General features: G+C 54.4%; 16 protein-coding genes and 1 pseudogene. 7 read left to right on the top strand and 10 right to left on the bottom strand.

All coding sequences use genetic code 11. The features are described from left to right. Positions 1 to 107 precede the first annotated feature (107 nt). Genes AC1PLA_RS08090 through AC1PLA_RS08080 form a run of 3 tightly spaced genes read left to right on the top strand, consistent with a single transcriptional unit; the run spans position 108 to position 3345 of the window. Positions 108 to 941, top strand: coding sequence for a vWA domain-containing protein (locus AC1PLA_RS08090; RefSeq protein ID WP_249453430.1), 834 nt, complete (start codon positions 108 to 110; stop codon positions 939 to 941). A gap of 2 nt (positions 942 to 943) precedes the next feature. After that, positions 944 to 1690: a hypothetical protein gene (locus tag AC1PLA_RS08085; RefSeq protein WP_481105949.1), complete on the top strand. Its 747-nt coding sequence runs from the start codon at positions 944 to 946 to the stop codon at positions 1688 to 1690. Continuing rightward, positions 1687 to 3345, top strand: coding sequence for a protein kinase family protein (locus AC1PLA_RS08080; protein ID WP_481105948.1), 1659 nt, complete (start codon positions 1687 to 1689; stop codon positions 3343 to 3345). The genes AC1PLA_RS08085 and AC1PLA_RS08080 overlap by 4 nt, the downstream gene beginning before the upstream one ends. A gap of 64 nt (positions 3346 to 3409) precedes the next feature. Here AC1PLA_RS08080 and AC1PLA_RS08075 read toward each other — a convergent pair whose 3' ends face one another. Beyond that, positions 3410 to 4774 carry a phospholipase D family protein gene (locus AC1PLA_RS08075; RefSeq protein WP_481105947.1) on the bottom strand — a complete coding sequence of 455 codons (1365 nt, stop codon included), beginning with the start codon at positions 4772 to 4774 and terminating at the stop codon, positions 3410 to 3412. Positions 4775 to 6090: 1316 nt separating this feature from the next. On the opposite strand from AC1PLA_RS08075, the gene AC1PLA_RS08070 reads away from it, so the two are divergent. Next, a complete protein-coding gene (locus AC1PLA_RS08070) occupies positions 6091 to 6315 on the top strand; it encodes a hypothetical protein (RefSeq protein WP_481106175.1) in 225 nt (74 codons plus the stop codon). Here the strand turns inward: AC1PLA_RS08070 and AC1PLA_RS08065 are convergent. Then, positions 6211 to 6669: pseudogene (locus AC1PLA_RS08065) on the bottom strand (MobA/MobL family protein); the annotation flags it as partial. The gene AC1PLA_RS08070 and the pseudogene AC1PLA_RS08065 sit on opposite strands and share 105 nt — an antisense overlap. 595 nt (positions 6670 to 7264) lie before the next feature. Between AC1PLA_RS08065 and AC1PLA_RS08060 the strand changes: the two are divergent. From AC1PLA_RS08060 to AC1PLA_RS08050, 3 genes are all read left to right on the top strand, one after another. Next, on the top strand, positions 7265 to 9079 hold the full coding sequence (locus AC1PLA_RS08060) for a protein adenylyltransferase SelO family protein (protein WP_481105946.1): 1815 nt from the start codon (positions 7265 to 7267) through the stop codon (positions 9077 to 9079). After that, positions 9069 to 9500 carry a toxin-activating lysine-acyltransferase gene (locus AC1PLA_RS08055; RefSeq protein WP_057672816.1) on the top strand — a complete coding sequence of 144 codons (432 nt, stop codon included), beginning with the start codon at positions 9069 to 9071 and terminating at the stop codon, positions 9498 to 9500. Before AC1PLA_RS08060 ends, AC1PLA_RS08055 begins: the two co-directional genes overlap by 11 nt. Positions 9501 to 9562: 62 nt before the next feature. After that, the gene (locus tag AC1PLA_RS08050; RefSeq protein ID WP_131084748.1) at positions 9563 to 10840 is read left to right on the top strand and encodes an MFS transporter; all 1278 of its coding nucleotides are present in this window, start codon (positions 9563 to 9565) and stop codon (positions 10838 to 10840) included. Between the two features lie 100 nt (positions 10841 to 10940). Here the strand turns inward: AC1PLA_RS08050 and AC1PLA_RS08045 are convergent, their stop codons facing one another. The 8 genes from AC1PLA_RS08045 to AC1PLA_RS08010 all read right to left on the bottom strand — a co-directional run bounded on the left by AC1PLA_RS08045 (position 10941) and on the right by AC1PLA_RS08010 (position 18836). Next, positions 10941 to 11525 carry a hypothetical protein gene (locus tag AC1PLA_RS08045; RefSeq protein ID WP_228415116.1) on the bottom strand — a complete coding sequence of 195 codons (585 nt, stop codon included), beginning with the start codon at positions 11523 to 11525 and terminating at the stop codon, positions 10941 to 10943. A gap of 116 nt (positions 11526 to 11641) precedes the next feature. Continuing rightward, positions 11642 to 12166, bottom strand: coding sequence for a hypothetical protein (locus AC1PLA_RS08040; RefSeq protein WP_228432359.1), 525 nt, complete (start codon positions 12164 to 12166; stop codon positions 11642 to 11644). Between the two features lie 43 nt (positions 12167 to 12209). Next, positions 12210 to 12848 carry a hypothetical protein gene (locus AC1PLA_RS08035; protein WP_139328711.1) on the bottom strand — a complete coding sequence of 213 codons (639 nt, stop codon included), beginning with the start codon at positions 12846 to 12848 and terminating at the stop codon, positions 12210 to 12212. Positions 12849 to 12914: 66 nt separating this feature from the next. Further along, the gene (locus tag AC1PLA_RS08030; RefSeq protein WP_235857321.1) at positions 12915 to 13685 is read right to left on the bottom strand and encodes a hypothetical protein; all 771 of its coding nucleotides are present in this window, start codon (positions 13683 to 13685) and stop codon (positions 12915 to 12917) included. A 202-nt stretch (positions 13686 to 13887) separates the two neighbouring features. Then, complete coding sequence (locus AC1PLA_RS08025; protein ID WP_144431282.1) at positions 13888 to 14382, bottom strand: hypothetical protein; 495 nt, start codon at positions 14380 to 14382, stop codon at positions 13888 to 13890. A 27-nt stretch (positions 14383 to 14409) separates the two neighbouring features. Beyond that, complete coding sequence (locus AC1PLA_RS08020; RefSeq protein ID WP_221281601.1) at positions 14410 to 15222, bottom strand: pesticin C-terminus-like muramidase; 813 nt, start codon at positions 15220 to 15222, stop codon at positions 14410 to 14412. 102 nt (positions 15223 to 15324) lie between these two features. After that, entirely contained in the window at positions 15325 to 17541 is a 2217-nt protein-coding gene (locus AC1PLA_RS08015; RefSeq protein ID WP_481105945.1) for a peptidase domain-containing ABC transporter, read from the bottom strand. Then, positions 17538 to 18836, bottom strand: coding sequence for an HlyD family secretion protein (locus AC1PLA_RS08010; RefSeq protein ID WP_481105944.1), 1299 nt, complete (start codon positions 18834 to 18836; stop codon positions 17538 to 17540). Before AC1PLA_RS08010 ends, AC1PLA_RS08015 begins: the two co-directional genes overlap by 4 nt. Between the last annotated feature and the right edge of the window lie 123 nt (positions 18837 to 18959).

Here is an 18959-nt window from a genome sequence, read left to right as displayed (position 1 = left end):
CTATAACAGCCACCGGCAACAGGTCGCGCCTGAACATCTTGAAGGTCTGACGCTATGATGTGGCTTGGAAGAGCTGGAAGTCTTCTAGCTCGCACTTAGGAGTCCTGATGAGCTATACCGCAGAGATTAGTCGCACTAGCCCAACCGCCTTCTTGTTTTTGGTCGATCAATCCGGCTCCATGCAGGAAGTAATGACGAATGGTAAGTCCAAGGCGCAGTTCGTCGCCGACGTGCTCAACCGCACCCTTGCAACACTGATCACCCGGTGCACCAAGTCTGAGGGAACGCGCAACTACTTCGAAGTCGGCGTTCTTGGCTACTCAAACTCGGACGCGCAGAACGGTTTGGCGGGTGCTCTCTCGCACACCGTGCTCCACCCAATCTCTCAAATCGAAGCCAATCCTTTGCGCGTTGAAGACCGAGTCAAGCGGATCGATGATGGCGCAGGCGGCTTGGTCAGCCAGTCCATCAAGTTCCCGGTCTGGTTTGAAGCACGCGCCTCTGGCGGCACCCCGATGTGTAATGCCATCACCAGCGCAGCCGCTGAACTTGTGGCCTGGTGCGATGCGCATCCAGACAGCTATCCGCCCACCGTTCTCCATGTCACTGACGGCGAATCCACAGACGGTGATCCGGAGGGCCTTGCCCAGCAACTCCAACAAATTGCCACGAATGACGGCAATGTTTTGCTGTTCAACCTGCACGTAAGCGCTAGCGGTGGCGATCCAGTGACCTTCCCGATCTCGGACGCTGGTCTGTCTGACAACTACGCCAAACTCCTTTTCCGGATGTCGAGCCCCCTGCCCCCGCACTTGCAACAAGCTGCTCAGGAAAAGGGAATCAAGGCGACCATGGAGTCTCGCGGCTTCATGTTCAACGCAGAGACTGCGGAGATCGTGGACTTCTTCGATATCGGAACGCGAGCAGCCCAGCTGCGCTGACCATGCCCATCCAGATCTTGTTCGACGGCTCTGTTGCCAAACATTTGGACGCGCCGGAAGCCAATGAAGACGCCTATCTTTTGGCAGCGGCGTCCGGACGCATCGTGCTGTCTGACGGTGCATCCGAATCGTTCGACGCCAAGAACTGGGCCGCGCTTCTTGTGGACCAGTTCTTGGAGCACCCTGCCAATCTGTCTGATGCGATAGCCACATCCACGCGGCAATACGAAGCGCTCCATGACGCGCCAAGTCTGTCTTGGTCGAAGGCTGCTGCCTATGAGCGCGGCAGCTTCGGCACCCTGCTTGTTGCACAAGACGAGGCCGAACAGTTACAGATCAGAGTCACGGCGATTGGCGATTCGTTTGCCGCACTCACCGATGGTGAGCAGATGCTCGCGTGCGCGCCCTATGAAAGCTCGGAGCAGTTCTCTCTTCATCCAACATTGATCAGCACCAAGCCCGATCTCAATGCGCTCTTGTTTGAAGATGGCAGCGGGGTCTGGACTGAGGTGGTTTGGCCCTATGAGACCCATGGATATCGGCTTCTCTTGTGCATGACAGACGCGCTAGCCGCGTGGCTGCTTGAACACCAGGAGCGCAGTGATCCCACTGCTCTTGAACGACTTCATGCTGTCAGGGAGTTGGAGGAGCTTGTCAGCCTTGTCGAAGAAGAGCGAACCAAAGGGAGCATGAGGCGGGATGACACCACCCTCATTATCGCCGCGTTGACTGGCGCCGGACATCTATGAACTATCCATCGCTTGAGAAATACAACGAAGCACTACAAGCGCCTGCGCGTGCGATTCAAGATCCACAGCTTAGAGCCGGGCAGTTGCGGACCACCGGACTGGGGTTACCATTGGCTTTGTGTGGCGGCTTTGCACTGACCTATACGGTTGATACGGGCGGAAAGCGCTTTGCGCTGCGTTGTTTTCACAAAAAATCCAACGATCTGGAACGGCGCTATCAGGCGATTGCACTCCGACTCAAGCAACTTGCGAGTCCCTACTTCCTGCCGTTCGATTTCATCCCTAGCGGGATCCTGATCGATGGGAACCTCTACCCCATCGTCAAAATGGAGTGGGCTCAGGGCACCACGCTTGCCGAGTTTTTGGAACGCAACCACGGAAATGCTGCTGCGCTAACCAAGCTTCGTCAGGCGCTTGCAGCTCTTTCCGCGTATTTGGAAGCACAGCAGATTGCTCATGGCGACATTCAGCCTGAGAACCTGATGGTCAACGCAGACGGTAGTTCCGTCCAGCTCATTGACTATGACGGCATGTTTGTCGAAGCCCTGCGTGGAAGTGGTGCGACTGAACTTGGCCAAGCCAACTTCCAGCACCCTAAGCGCACGGCGTCCAATTTCAACGAGCAGCTTGATCGCTTTTCTTTCATCACACTTGATGTCGCTTTACAGGCCCTGACCGTATCTCCGGGACTTTGGAAAGCCTCGAACTCCGAACCCAGCGCTATCGTTTTTCGGCGGAACGACTTCCTTGACCCCGGCACCTCTGTCATCTTCAATCAAGTTCTAGGCCTTCCGGGGTTGAAGGTTCCCGCGCAGTCGCTTGCGCAGCTTGCGGATGGGCCTTTTGATCAAGTTCCGACACTTGCCGACTTCCGTGTTCAGCGCGGACTCGGACCGAACACAATTGTGTTCAACCCACAGGGCAAGCCCAAAGACATTGCCTACCAAAGCCCTTATACGGTCTGTGATGCGGCGAACTTTGCCCAAGTCGAAGCTCAGGTCGGCAGCCGCGTGGAGTTGATTGGCAGGATCGTTGATGTCACTCAAAAACGATACGGCAGGAACAAAAAGCCTTTCATCTTCATCAATTTTGGCGATTGGACAGGCAAGTCCGTAAAACTTTCAATTTGGTCTGAGGCATTGCGGCAGTTCCCCTCGGAGCCCAACAGCAGCTGGAATGGCCGTTGGGTCAGCGTGACCGGCCTGGTAGAGCCGCCCTATCACGGTCAAGCCGGGAAGATATCGTATATCAGCATCGGCATTAGCATCGAAAATCCAGGTCAGATCAAGCAACTTACAGAGGTAGAAGCGCGCTTCCGATTGCGCGGCGGGAAAGCACCTGTTGTTACCGCTGGTCGAAATGAAAACATCCTCAAGGGTATGGGTGGAGCGGGAAATACAGTTCCTCGGAGCACGAGCCAACAAGCTCCCAAGCCACTTCCCCCGCCGAGCACTCCTAACGCTCAAGTCCTTCAAAGGATGCAGCGACAGACGCCTCAGGCTGTTCCAAGGCCAACTGGGTCCGCGCCCCGCCCCAGCTCTCATCAGGTATCACCGGGACCTCGCAGAACCAGCTCACCCAAACGCATGGGCGCAGGAGCTTGGATCGCGCTTATTGTCTTTGTTCTGATTGTCTTGCGTTGGTGTTCTAGCTAATCGCGGCTTCGCGTGTCAACGCAGAATTGTGTCCAATGAGCTACCCAGTGGTGAGTCTTGGCTGCTAGACGAGAACATCGACGTCGTTCCCAAGCGCTCGAAGCGCTTTACTCGTGCGTGAGTTACGCGGTGGGTAGTCAGTCGGACGGGCCCAACCCACCACCTCACCCAAGATACTAGTGCCAATGTGTGCAAGCTTGTAGGCGGGATCATGGCTCGCTAGCCAAATACGCTCGGCCACATCGCCATTCCCCCAAATTACGAAATCAAGCACCTCGGGCGCAGTCATGCCGTTCCCAGACTGGTGCTTCCAAAGTATCCGCGCCAAGGCTTCACTCTTCGCTTGGCTGCCTGGATCGGTGCCCAAGCGCAAGTATGGGTTGCTGATCTTCATCGCATGATCGCCAAAAGCGTATACGCGGGTAAGGGCATCGACCCATTCACCTTCGGTGAGTGTGGTGATCCTGCCTCGCGCAAGAAGCTCGTGCAGCAACGGCGCCGACGTATAAATCGTAGATTCCTCATGCTCATGCTCATATTCGCCTGCCTTCCACCAGGCAAGTCCACTCTGTAGTGCAACCTCTGGATCGAGACGGTTCTTTCGGAATTCGCGTTCGTAAGCGTCTTTTTCAGTATGAGGCCTGACGACTTGATAATAGTAGGCGTGAAGGAACTGATCACCTTGAACGCCTTGAGGCACATCTGATGAAATCCAACTGGGGCGATTCTCATCAAGCGCAACACGAGCGCCAACATTTCGGATCAAGGTAAGTGTGCGAGACCATTCGGCTTGGAAAGCTGCGATCTTAGCTTCGCGCGCCTTTCGATTTGGCGTAGGGGCGATAGGAGGTGTGCGGTCTTTCAGCTTCCAATGATCGTCTTCGAATTCACTCTCGATCTTGTTGAGCTTGCCGACTAGATCTTCCCTCCTTTTCTCCTGTTTGATCTGACGCTCATATTCCTCTCTATCGAGTGGGAACGACTTCTGCGCAAGGCCATCGAAGAATGCTTCAAGTTGGAGCACCATCCCAAAGTGCTCAAGCTCTTCGTGCTTGATGTAGACCCCAGCTTCGAAGTTCTTGAACCATGCCCGATCGGTCAGATTTGCCGAACCGATGTAAGCCCCTTGGCCCACCCACCAAATCACTTTAGCGTGTAGCCAGTGCGGCACAAGATGGCACACTAAGTTTGGCGATGCACGACGCAAGAACCAGTCGAGAATACGCAGATCGATGGGGCATGAACCGTCGACGCGGCCATAGAACGTCAGCTTTTTCCCCTTGGTGAGGCAGTCGTCAAACAGCAGGATCTCGCCGGATGGCTTCGTGGCGTAGGCAATTGCAACCTTGACCTCAGAACAGTCTGCGATGGCAGCAGCATGCTTGTTATAAATCATCTCACCCGTGATGGGTTTACCTACAAACTCCATGTATCTAGCCTCCCCTGTTCCGTAGAGCACAGCTTCGCAAAGTAGGAGAAGTTCGTCTACGGGACAGGAAGCCACGTCAACTGCCTCAGGATGCAGAAGTTGATTTGCCTTGCACTTCAACAGATCGATGCGCAAAGCCGTAGCACTCGGGCTGCAACAGAAAGAGCCCCGCATGCGGGGCTCCTTTGTCGCTAGCGTTGAAGCCTCAATCTCGGCGCCGGGTGCCAATGGCGGGCGGCGTTGTTCCGATCGTTTGGCAGGAACCTTCTGCGACAATCCTAGCTTCCAGCCAAATGCCTAGGCGCACCATCAGTCTGCTGCGCGGTCAACGGTCAGAAATATCTGAGCCGTCATAGACTTGGCTTCGGTGGCCGAAACTTCAACTCCCAATGCCCTGCATCACCCTCGGCCTGCGGTGGATGTGCATCCTCTCCAGATGCCTCAGGCGTCAGCACCTCAATCGGCTGCGGAGAGAAGTTCTTCTCCAAGCCCTCAGCCGCCTCCACCATCGCTTTTCGAGCCCGCTTGATCCGCCCCTGCTGGATCGCTTGGATGCGCGGGGAGACATGCCTCTTCGTCCGCGCCAAGCGCCGCTGTGCTCTGGCCACCACTCTCGTATCGGGATCGTATTCATGCTCATAGAGCTTGGCTTGCGCATCCAGCACGGCCATGCGCGCCTTGTAGGGTCGCACCAGCGTATGGGCATACTTGCTGATTGAGCGAGCAAGCATCTCGGTGTCTTCAAAGAGAAATGGCTTGGTGGCGTAGCTATCGACTCGCCGACAAACCAATGTCGAGTGAGCGCGCTGGAACTCGTGTTCAATCTGGATACCCGGGATCTGCCGCAAGACTTCGAGAGACTGCTGAGCCACCTCTCGCTGGGCTTCGAGCCAATCTTCGATCAGCTGCGCCTGCGCATTGAGCAACTCAGCGTCTTGTCGGCCCGAGGAACGAGCCAAACGCGTCACGCGACTAAGATGTCGGGTCTGACCGCTGTAAGGCGTGTAGAGACCCGGGCGAGGCGCTGGCGCACGCGCCAAGCGCTCTTTGATCTGCCGCACCCGCTCTGCGCCTGACAATCGTGTCTGCCCAACTGCTGTGCGCCCGTCCAATCCAGAAGCCTGTGCGTTGGCCCGATCCCGAAGTGCTGCCGCATGACTGTGGGACGGTGGCACTTCGTGCACGACGCCCCCGCTTTTTTTCATGTGCTCAGCGACAATCTTTGAAAGCGCCAAGGCCGCAGCTTGACCGCCCCTACCTCTGACTTCTGCTGTGAACTTCGTTTTGCGCATCACCGCCACTTTGGCTTTGCCCAAGTGCTTGCCAGGCCGGCGCGTGAGTTCGCGGGCGCGTTCAAAATCTCCATTACGCGCGGCTTCGTGTGCTTGTGCTCGGAGACTGCGATGATCTACCCGAGTCGAGTAGTCCGCATTTTTCAAGTGCGCATTGATGACCATTGCAATGTCTTTGCGGATTTGCCGCAGCGCTCGTGTGCCGCCGCCTTGTCGCGCATCAAACTCAGCGCAGGCGCGCTCCCCTAGTCCTCCCGGTCCGACTTGTCGCGCTGACATCAGCAAATGCACATGATGATTGCGCTGATCACCATATTTGCTTGGTGTGTGCACAGCGACCAATACGGCGACTTTGAACCGATTGACCAGCAATTGGCCAAGCGCTAAAGCGAGCGCTCTCCGTTGGTGTTGATCGAGTTGATGCGGAAGCGACACCTCGACTTCTCGGCAAACGCGTGCGTTCTTGCGCGTCTCGGCCGCTTCGTTCGCGTTCCAAAAATACTGCGCATCGAAACACCACTCGGGCGCTCCTTTCGGCGCAAGCATCTGATGGAAATCGACACCGCCTCGGTGGGAATAATTGTGGCCAAGCCCTGTGCTCATATCGAGCAGATCAAACCCTGCGCGGTAAGCAGCTGCTGCGACCGAAGAGTCGCCGTTGCCTCGGCTGAAAGACTTCATTGTTGCGTGATAAATCGCCATTTGTGAAACTCCTGTTTGTGGAGCACACAAAGAAGCGGCAGAACATCTGCCCGTCGAGAGAAAAGCGAACTCGACAGCACAGAGACCTCGGTCACGAGGTTTTGAAGTGGCTGTGTTGCCTAGCGAAGCATAGGCAACGAGGTGGCGAAAGCCACCGCACCGACGCGCAGCGTTGGCGCACGGTTTCTGCAAAGCAGAAACCATAAGTGCGCTCTTGCTCTTTAATTTTTTCTTTGAATTTTTTTGCCACAGTTGGATCAACCATGGCTCTTTTTACATATAAATATTAGTTATACTAAAGAATGAATAAGACCTGTACCAATCTGATTACGCCCTCACGCCATGTGTCGTTTTTATGCTGACTGTCCATGCAGAAGTGATGTCCCGTGGCCTCGGGAAATCCAAGCAGCAGCAAGACGAATTGCCGTCAGGTTGGTAGCATCACCAACGCCGATCGAACGCTAAGTCGCAACAGCTGCGGAAACAAGGAAGCGAAATGCCCAATGACTACTGGGACATGGATGATAAGAACGACCCCAACCTGTTGAGCCTTGCCAGCGTGAGCACCTCAATGCTCGTGCCCTTTCCAGTGGGAAGACTGCCGGATGCTTCTTTGCTCTGGCTCAATGAGCGCTGGTTTCACGACTTAGGCATAGCCATCCACGACGCGTCAACTCGGGCCCGCATCTCAGCGTCCTTGCTTGAGCGCTTTGCCGTGACCTCTATCGAAGCCCACTGCGTTGCCGGCACCTTCGGCGGACAGGCACTGGGCGCTGATCGCTATGGTGGGAGCGGTGGGGCGATCCACGGGGGGAGTGGCCGCTGTGGCTCCGATGGCATGCTCATCGCCAAAGGAACCGGCCCCACGCCACTGGTCTCCGAGGCCCATGATTGGTCACACTCCCATGGCTGTCTCTATCTTTACGACGCCATTCGCGAGGCAGTCGCCAGCGAGATCCTCAACGCAGAACTCCCCCACGGGACAGTCCCCATCGTTGCCATCATCGATGCCGGCTTCTCCCTGGCGCGCACCGATGCCGACGAGCCGGAGCGGTGCGCCATTCTGATCAGGCCTGCTTTCCTGCGCTTGGCGCATTTCGAGCGCAGCCTGTATTTCGGGACATCAGGCAGTGCAAACAGCGATCAATTTCAAGATAGCCTGCGAGTCAAAGATGCCATCCACTTTGCCGACGAACACACGCAGCGCGATGCAGGCAATCCCAATGACCTAGGCGTTGACTTGTCTGCGCTCTACCTCCGCCTTGCCGAGCAGATTGCCGCAAGTCGCGCGCATCGCCTCTGGACCGGACGCCCGACAAGCGACAACATCACATCGAACGCGCAGTTTCTGGATTTCGGCGGCTTCCGCGCAGTTCCCACCTGGAAGCGTGGCACCGATGGGCATCGTCACTTTTTCGGCGATGAGATGCGTGATGTTCGCCACTCGCTTCCCTCGCTTGCCTATTTTTTCAAGAAGTATTCCCGCTTTGACAAGGCAATCGCCAACATCGATCAGCTGCTTATCCAGATCGAGCATCACATGGAAGCTGCGTTTCTCCATCACTGTGCAGAAGCGTGTGCTTTGCCTGAGTCAAGCCCAGAGGTGTTCCATTTCAAAGCGATCATTGCGCACTACTACCGCGAGCAACAGCGCATTGACTATGCGCTCGATCAGCCCACAAAGCACGATGAGCGCCACGATTGGCTCTCCGACCACATCAGAGGCAAAGCAAGCTACGGGTCTCCTGTTGGCGAGGAGATCGCGGCGCTCCTGCGCGAACTTCCGAACGCACATCTCCATCTTTGTGCGGCCAACCGCTGGCTGAGACCACGACCGCGCCTTTCCTATCGCGTCTCCAAACGCCGGGCGATCAAGCTGGTGCGGTCGATCCTGGCCGATCGGTCGTCGGGACCCGAGCGGGTCTCGGCTTTTATCGCAACCGAGGTCGCGGTCTCACGCCGCGTTTGGAAAGGCTTACCGCCACACTGGCTTGTCCTGGGCTACGCAAGCGATCACGTGTCCACCGCCTTGTATTTCTTTGATACGCATCGTATGGCCTATACAGTCCAGCTGGAGGGGCCACGCGTGCGTGGGGGAACACTGATCTTCGGTGCCGAAGTCGCAGATGAGACACTGGGCATCACCAATTCTGGCCATCGAACCGTCGCGCTTGTCGACTGCGAACCTAACAGCTACTTGGTAGGTCTAAGCTTGAACGGGCGTGCATCAATCCCTACCGCACTGCTCACCTTCCCGGACGCTGCCGTTGCAGCGCAGACATTTAACTCAACCACCACCCATGCAACCTAATGCCGTTGATGCGCAGGCGCTTGGCCTGGCAATGCAACTCCTGTTCAAGACTGACCGCAAGAAGTTCAGTATCGCAGCGGCTTATGTGTGGCTATGGCCTGCAATTCGCCTAGGCCAGCTCGTCACGATTGAAGACGAAGACGGGGTCTGGACCGGCTACGCCTTATGGGCTTATCTGACGCCTGAAACCGCCAGTCATTTGGTTCTGCAAGATCCGCCGTTCTTGCCGATTAGCGACTGGAACGAAGGTGATCAACTCTGGATCTTGGATTTCGTGGCTATGCCAGGGCATCACCGACGCCTGGCGAGAGCACTCCGGCATCGCTTGCGCCCTCACTTCAAGCAAGCGTATCGCTTGGTGCGAGATAAGACGGGCGCTATGCTGGGAACCAAGACCCACAGACTTCGCAAAAATAGCTGAGGAAGACACGTTGCTTCCTTGATACGAATGGACGAACCGAAGCGACAAGGCAGTTGCAGCCTATGCACGAAGTGACATCAAGGTCGACCAAGGCCTGGACTGGATTTTTGTTCCTGGGCTTCGGTTCTGGTTTGCCCTATCCGCTGATCGGCAGCACCTTAGGCTATTGGCTCAGCGAAAAGTCGCTTTCGATCGCAGTCATCGGTGCCTTGGCTTGGACCGCACTTCCCTACTCCCTAAAATTCCTATGGGCCCGCCATCTCGACCAACGTCGTGCGCCGGTCGTTGGAAGCACCATGTCGCACCGTCAAGGCTGGATTGTCTTGTCTTCGATCATGGTCGCCATCTCTCTCCTAGGCCTTGTCCTGAGCGTTGTCGCTGGCAGCCTTCCGCTGATTGCACTGAGCTGCATCGCAGCAGCCTTTGGCGGTGCGACCCTGGATGCCTCAGTCGATGCGTTCCGGATCGAACAAGAGGCAGTGCACCAGCAGCCAGCCAAGCTCCTCACTGCCTACCAATTTGGCTACCGCATTGCTCTACTGCTGAGCGACGGTCTGGTGTTCTTGCTCGCAGCGCGGCTGTCCTGGCAAGTTGCTTATGCACTTCTGCTTCCCCTCATGTTGGTGCCCATCTGCGGAACGCTCTTTCTGCGATCTGCCCCCGATAGCGTCCTCACCCCAGGTCGCACGAGTGCGGAGAAGCAGGGGGCTCCGTTGGTGTCGCTTCGACCCTCCACGCTCCAAGGATGGATCGCGGTGGTCGTCTTCATCGGCTGCTATCGCCTACCGGACATTCTTCTGGGTCCCATGATCAATCCTTTCTTCTATGCCCTTGGCATTGGAAAGAGCGTGGTCGGATCCCTGCATATCTGGCTTGGGATCCCAGCAGCCTTCCTCGGAATTTTGGCTGCAGGCACAAGCTTGAAGCGTATGTCTTTGAGCACGACCATTCTTGTTGGCGCAGCTCTCCAAGCCCTTGCCCTCCTCGTTCTTGCATCGCTCTCGTCGAACGAGCAGTCTGCTGAACTGCTTTGGGCTAGCGTTATTCTTCAAAACCTTGCTAGTAGCTATACCGGCATAGCCCTGGTTGCTTACATGTCAAAGCTGGTCACGCTTGGACGCGCAGGTGAGCACTACGCTTGGCTAACCAGCTTTTACTCCATCTTCGGCAGGGTGCTTGCCGGCTTCTCAGGCCTAGCAGTGGCTTATCTCACCACGCTCAATGGACAAAGCCAAGGCTATGGCATGTTTTTCATTGGCATCTGCCTGACGTGCGTGCCCGCCCTCCTCGTCTACTTGCTCATCATTCGGAATAACTTGAAGGAGCGACCAGAGCCGTAAGTGCCATCACGCTGTTGCCTTGCAATGACCTTGGGCTGTTTACGAGAACATGTAATGCGTGAGCTTAGTCGTTATGCACAGGCCGGTGCAAAAATGAACACTATTTACTTGACGTTTGAGTGACAGCATCCAAACCATCACTCAGCCTCGTCGAAACCGTCAGCCCAGAAGCACAAGGCGAGGTCACGTCCGTCGTCGAGACATAGATTTTATACGGCCCTTTCGTCAATGTCGCTGGTTGGGTCCAAGCTGCATTTTTTATCACGGCCCGAGGCTCACGTATGCCTTCCACAAAAGCATATTTTTTAACGATATCACTATATCTTTCACAGCCTCGGGCTTTTTTGTCAGCAGAAATTACAGCTAGGGCAGCTACTGTCCAAGCCTGAGAGCTTTCATCACTGCGATGAACGCCGAAGCTCAACGCTGCTACCTGGGACTTCTGATCATTCAATGAAACTCGATAGTGACGACGAAGGGGCTCGTCTCTGACAATCTCGGTCTTGCCGGCTCTAATTAATTTGTTGACCTGAGACTCTTCAACAATAACGCCGCTACTGAATAGCGACACCAGTTCGTCAAGCACTTTTTCTGAACCATAGGCGTCACCACAGAATGTGGCCGATACTAAAATAGAAAAGGCCACGATAGCTGAGGACCATACACTACTCTTATAAAATTTCACTCCAGCCCTCATTGCATTTAAAGCGCTTCAAGTGTCGTCTTGAAGCCTGCCCAGATGTCGGCCCGGATTAGCGCTAACCAATTTGATGCCTAATTGGCTAGCACCAGCGGACCTCATCAGTTTCGACTTCTCGTGAGACCAAGCAAGCACTCGCCCTTCGAACTCGCCTTTACATACACCGACGTTTCACCAAGATTGGTTTTATAGAAGACATCCTTACTAACGTCGGCGAGTGGCGCATGGGGATTGGGTGGCAGGACGTATGGGGTGAGCGCAAATTTCTGCTTGATCTTAGACACTTCATAACAGCGCCCAGGAGCGAGCTCCATATACATAAAACTCACTCCTTTATCGAGTTCAGGCGGGACCCTGAACTCAACGAAGGAGATCGCATACTGATCCCGCGTCTTGAACGTATTTGAGCGAAAAGCAATGTTCAATGATCGACTTGAACTCACCTGATGGAAATCACGGAGTCCAATTTCGCGGAAAACTTCATAGTTTACCGGCTTACCCGGATCATAGATTTTACCAACTATTTCATCCATGGCGAGCCCTGAAATTCCATCTTCCGCAATGGCGCTTGTGCAGAAGACAGCCATCAGCAATGTAACCGCAAGACCTTTGTGCACGCCCAACATTACTGGCCTCTCAAATAAGCACGCGATTCAATTTCAACCTGATCTACAGGCGATAAATATCTAAAGCAACCGACAACAAGGAAGAGTCATCCTTGACCAAAGCATAAAGCGTCCCCTGGTCAACCCTGTGCAGCGCACCGATTTGAGCCAGTGAAACTACTTGACCATCGATCTCGGCAATTGCCTCTCCCTTTTTCGGAAGTCCTGATTTGCTTTTTGAATACATCATGAGGCGCGTTTTACCATTAGTGACCCAGGCTCCCACGTATTTGTCGTCTGAGTGATCGTGTGATGGCGATACGAGAATTGAATCGACCAATACGCCCTTTGATAGCGCACCATCTTTAGCTGCAAGAAAATTACCCTTACCAATCTTCTCGGGACGAGGATCTATATCACCAATAATCCCTGGCTTCGCCTGAATTTTTAGGTTGGTGGACAGGTAATAGGTATCACCAGAATAATAGTCAACAAATTGAGCGCACGTGCCTTTGATCGCATGAACTCGGACATTGTCAACCTTACTTACCTTGGCTAGGGGGACTACCAAATTCGCACTCCCGCCCTCCACATAGAAATTGTCTTTAAGCTGAGACTTTTCTGAACATAGAGCCCTAGCAGCACTCTCTCGCTGGTCATTTGAGCGGGCCTGCCCGACCATTAGGCCGGCGAGCGTAAGCACGCAAATCGAATTTAAGGCAACCCTAACTATGGACATCGAAAGCACCTCTTTAACGCGAATGTAAAATCAAGGGGTTGGAACAATGATAGTCGGAGTTACCTCACTATATCCACCAACAACCTTTGTATCACTGGGACCAAGCACGCCTATGCTGAGATAATTTGCAACACCCCTCACAATATCATTGGCAAATTTCTCACTTTGATTAAACTCAGCATTGGTAAAACCATCTTGATAGAGGTTTTGGTAAAGGGTTCGAGCAGCTGCTGCATTATGTGCCAGCTCATGCATCACCAAGAAATTCGCCCCTCCCATTAGATCGGAATAACCCTTAATGGTGTCAATGTTTATTGATATCTGTGGGTCGCCGTTGTTATAGTCGGACTGCCCAGTCGCAAACCCATTACTATAGCTAGTGCCCGCTTCGTTTACCTTATAGTCTGCATTGAGCATCAGACTCTTGATTTCAGACATCTGCACGGTTGAACCATCGCTCATTTGCATATAAGCGTTATCAGGAAGCGAGCTGATAGAGTCTTTAACAAAGTAGATTGCATCGTCAAATTTAACCAGAGCGGCCGACTCTTCCGCTGTCAACGCACGCGTGAAGTTGAGATCGTATTCCGGCGCTGTTGGAAGAGGAGTGCCACCCCCACCTGGAGGACTAATAGGCCCTGGCTGTTCAACTGGTGGTGAAGGGGGAATAGTCGGAGGCGGACTTGGGGGAGGGTTAACTACAACTGGCGGCAGCTCAGTAGGCGGCTCGCTCGGATCGACATCCGCAGCGGCTGCCGCACCTGCCACTAGAAATAACTCTTCGTTTGTCAGCTCTCTCATTACAGCACTCCCTGCAATATTTCGATTGATAAATTACTGTTTCGCTTTCTTTTCTTCCTAAACATCATTTTTTTATTTCCCGTGCAGCCCATAAATAACGGTCCATTGCAAGCCCGGATCACATAGACTTAGAGCTAGGCAGACTCGAAGCACTTGAAGATAAATTTACCTCTGTTGGCCTCTTACTCTTGGCATGCAAACCTCATTTCTCCAACGTGACCGTTTCAAAAGTAGCATCTGGCGCATATTCATGTGCCCATCTCAGAACAGAAATCTCTGCGTCGAGGCTCTTTTTATTCCTGGGCACAAATAAGGTGAAAGTGGGATTTTTTGAGCAAGAAGCGCCCGACTTTTTGGTGTCGGCTTTGCAGTTAAAGTGAATGAGCCCAGCAGCTTCGACCGTATTATCACTCTTGATCGCAACTGCACCTTTCTCAATGCAGCTCTTGTAGCGGCAGCCGGATATTAAGGTCAACCCATTCCCCACATCAACGTCTTTGTTGGGTGGACCGCTCAGAGCCTCCCCAAACTGCTGCACCAATGGTTTTCCGGGAATAATATAGTCACCTGCTGACTGACCAAAGTAAGCCGATAGGACCGCAGAATTAATCTTGGCAGGCGCAGCCGTGGCCAAAACGCTTCCCCACAATGAAAAGATCATTATTGCAATTGATGCAATTCTTTTGTTAGCCTTCATCTCCAACCTCACGTTATAAGTCAACACTTAACCGCCACCCGGCACGCTGCCGTTCGTAATATCTTGTTGAATAAGGGCGGCCTCCCTGTCTCGCCTTGTATCATACGCATCACCGAAATCGTTCAGATTGGTAACAGCATCTTGCCAATGTCCCGTTGTTACTTGGGTCCAGAAATTGGGGGTTGCTGTGGCAAGGCCAGGGCCGTATTGGTAAGCAACACTTGCGATGGCGGTCTGGACGCCACCAGGCAGCTGATAAAAGTCAGCATAATCGGAAGAATTGTTATAGCTATTAACAACCGTATTTAAAATGTTTGATCGAACTGCGTTATCCAACGCATCTGCCTGCGCCTCGGTGATGTGGAGAGGGTTGTTTTGAACGGCATTCAGCGCATCTTGTCCTGTTAGATGAAGGTAGGGCGTCAACGTAGTAACAAGCGCCTGATCCACACCTAGCGCGGCAAGGCTTTCGGTAGTTTGGCCACCCAAATCGACTCCAGTTGCCACAGTTACTCCGCTCTGATCTATGACCACGCCGTTATTGGTGGGGACATATGCATCTAGCTGTTGCCCGCCCTCGACGCTATCAATAAAGGCGTTATCGATTCTGTTTTCAGCAGCCAGCGGGACAAAAACATCACCATCGTTGCCCCCTCCTCCACCTTGTGGCGGTGGTGGGGGTTGCTCAACTGGCGGTGTTGGCGGCAATGTTGGTGGTTCTGATGGAGGTGGATTAACGACCACGGGGGGCAACTCAGTGGGCGGCTCGCTTGGATCGACGTCCGCAGCGGCTGCTGCACCTGCCACTAGGAATAGCTCTTCGATTGTTAGCTCTCTCATTACAGCACTCCATCCTGTGCGTTTAATTTTGATCCAATCATTTCTACTATTTGATTCGCAATAAGGCTTCTCTCTCTGAATTACTTTTACAAGTATTACTACTTATCCTTGGCTGGATTTTCCAGCTGTTTCCACTGCATTGTCCTGTTCAAAGCTGCTTGGCTGCTCTTTGATCAGGGGCCTCAGGTTCCCGTTAACGAAGAGGTAGTGCATATCGCACATCCGAGAGATATTCTTGTCGTGCGTCACGACGACCGTGGTCGCGCCGATGCTCTTGATGTTCTTCATCAACTGGATGCCCATCTGCTCATCAACCCCAGTCGTTGGCTCATCCATCAGCAACAACTTGGTGCGCCTGTAAAAGGCTCTCGCCAAGAAGATCCGTTGTTTTTGACCGCCTGACAGCGTGTTTCCCAAGTCGCCGACTCTGGTGTTGAAGCCCATTGGCATGCGCTGAATATCGTCGTGGATGCATGCCAATTTCGCAGCCTGCACAAGACGCTCTTGATCAATGTGCTCATCGAACATGGAGATGTTTTCCGACAACGTCCCGGACAACAGATTGTCTCCCTGCATGACGATGCTGACCTTGCTCCGGTAGCTCGACTTACCGACTTTGCGCAGATCCTCTCCATTGACTAAGAAGTCCCCGACTTGAAGATCTTCAAGCCCCGCCAGAACACGGATGAGTGTGGTCTTACCCACGCCAGAGTTCCCGACAATTGCAATCACCTGGCCTGCCGGGGCCCTGAGCTGCAAGGCGCTCATGATCCACTTGTCCGTAGACGAGTAGCGGAAATAGCCGTTGGCAATTGCAATGGCGGGCGCAGCGTCTTCCAGTGCGCCGTTGCCATGCAGAAACGACTCAGGCTCGCTGTGCGTGATGTCTGAAATGCGCTCGGTGTGCAAGCGAAGCAGCCGGAGCTGCATCAAGTAGTCGGCCAGATTGATGCTGCGTTGGCTGAACTGGGTCGCGTAGATCAAAAAGACCGTCAACACCCCGACCGTCATGTCCCCACTGAGCACCAGCCGGGTGCCTTCCCAGATCACGAAAATGCGGCACAGGCCTTGGATGAGAAGCTGGACGGAATCGAACCCAATGCGGATACGCTCGGCTCCGATGGTCGCATTGGTGGCTTTCGCGCTGTAGTTCGTGAAGCGCGACGCCCAGAGCGCTGACTTGTTGAACAGCTTGATGGGCTGGATGCTTCGGACCGTTTCGTAGAGCAAGCTTTGCCGGCGTGCATCAATGTTGATCTGATCAAGGTTGGCTTCTTTCAGTTTGGCGTAGTAGGCGTAGCGCGAACCCACATAGGCAATGGTGAAAGCCAACAAGGCGAAGGCAAGCGGCGCGTCGTAGCTCATCAAGAGCAACAACATGAGGAAAGACATCACCCCATCGATGACCGCTTCCATCATCTTCGTCGTGAGTGACTGTTGGATGGAGTAGATCGACTGGAAGCGGCTTGAAATATCCCCGGTGTGCCGTTTCACAAAATACGACTGGGGTAGCGACACCAAGTGACGGAACAAGTTGCTGCTCCACCGCAAGCCGGTGGTGGAAGAGATCCACAGCAAGGTCCACTTCCTGGCAACGGTCAAGACGAGCTGGACCAGGAGCACGATCGAAAAACCGATCGCCAATGTGGTGACTAGGCCATCGTCCTTGACGCTGAGCACCTGATCCATGGTCAGTCTCAGATATTGCGGCGCAATCAGCGCACAGCCTTCCAAGAAGAGCGCCAAGATGCCCACACCCCAGAACGCGGGCACCAGGGACCGAAGCGAGCCTGCCAGATCACGAAGCGATACCGATGGCACGCTCTTGATCTTCTTGAAGGCCGGGCCCGGATGCGCTTCCAACGCAATCCCGCTAAAGAGCTCATCGAACTCATCGAGCTTGATTTTTTTGACGCCCGTTGCGGGATCGCTGATGTGCACGTGCCCTCCCCTCACCGCTGTCAGCACGACAAAGTGCCCGTGGTGCAGGTGGACCATGCAAGGCAACGACAGCTTGGGCAGTTCGTAAAGCTCCAAGCGAAGCGGACGCGTCGTGAGTCCGTTGGCGTCAGCGATTTCAATCAGCGAGGCGAGCGTTGCCCCACTGGTTGACACCGTAAAGCGGTTGCGAAGCTCCCCAAGGCTCGTTTCATGGCCGTAGTAGGAGAGCAGCATCGCAATGCAGGCCAGGCCGCACTCACTCGACTCCGTCTGACGGATATGGGGCACACGGCGCTTCGAGGAGAACACCAGGCTTGGTTCCGCAGAGCGATCCGTCTCGGAATCGCCATTGGCTGATGGCGTCAAGACGTCCTTCATCGCTTTTCACCCGTCAAGCGTGATCCCATGGTTTGGAAGGGGTCAAACATCCACTCCCAGATCTTGCGGCCTTCCAAGATCAGTTCCGCATCCACTTCCATCCCCGGCAGGAAGGACTTCGCTTCTTGGGCGACGCCGATGGTTTGAGAAGGCAAAGCCACCTTGGCGGTGTAAACCGGCTCAGTGGGCGACTGGCGACCATAGCGGCGCTCCAACTCACCGAGGGGACTGGTTTGCGTCGACAGCGATGCGATGCGCCCCTGGATGGCACCATATTTTGCTTTCGGGAATGCGGCGATGTTGAGCAGCACTTCGGTGCCGACCGTCACATGTCCGATGGCTCTTGAAGGAATGAGGATTTCAGCTTCGAACACCGACTCGCTTGGGGTGATGGACGCGATGATCGAGTCGGTGCCAATGCGCTGACCTTGGGATGCATAGATTGCTGCAACGGTGCCGCTCAAGGGTGAAGTGATGGTTTGCAGCCGGTCGGACTTGGCTCTGGCCACTTGATCTTCGATCGTGGATTTCTCACGCTCGATCTCACTCGCTTGTCTGCTGGCGGTTGTCTTTATCTCGGTGATTTCACCCAGCAATGCGGCACGCTGATTACGAAGTGTGGACTGCTGCGCGCGGGCATCCTGGATCTCCGCTTCTGCATCCAAGAGAGCATTTTCGTAGGTGAGGTAGGTGTATTTGGACACATACTTCTCAGCAAGCAGCGGCTCAATGGTCTTCAAGAGTTCTTTGTTCTTGGCGTATTTCTTTTCCAAGATTGAGATCTTGCGAGCGACTTCCTGCATCGCGCCGGTCGTTTCTTCGACTTGACGCGTCAGTTCCCGCTCGCGCTGGCCGGAAAAGTCATGCGTCTGCAATTGCTCCTTGGTCAGCTCTTCTGATCGGGTGAGCGCACGCTTGATCGTCTCATCGGACAAAGAGCGACCCGCTTCGTCGGTGATGTCGGCTGACAGCTCCGCAAGCACTTGGCCCTTCTTGACCAAGGCATTGGGCTTCAATGTCGTCGACAGGATGAGGCCAGGCGTTCCACTGCGGATATCCACTCGCCCATGCGTCGAAATGATCTGGCCCGACACGTGCTCCCGCTTGGAGTAAGACGCGGTCAGAACAAAAGTGGCCAGCAAGAGGAAAAGCGCACAGCCACAGCCAATCCAGATCCGGATGGACGAGGGAAACGCATCTTTTAGGTCGCCGAGTGTGGAAGTTGTCTCCGGCCCCTTTCGCTTGCGAAAGAGCGGTTGTTCTGCGTCATCCGTCTGACCTGACCCGCTATCCATAGCACCTACACTTCGAGATCTACTGCACAACTTGCGTGAGATGAGGCTACCCGCGCAGACATTAAAATTACATTTGCGTTTTGTTGATCTGGCGTTGGCATTGGCGCCAAAACCTAAGGTCGC

The sequence above is a fragment of the Xanthomonas sp. NCPPB 1826 genome (genome assembly GCF_056725285.1).
Note: the sequence above shows the minus strand (reverse complement) of the source record. Positions and strands in the feature narration are given on the sequence as shown.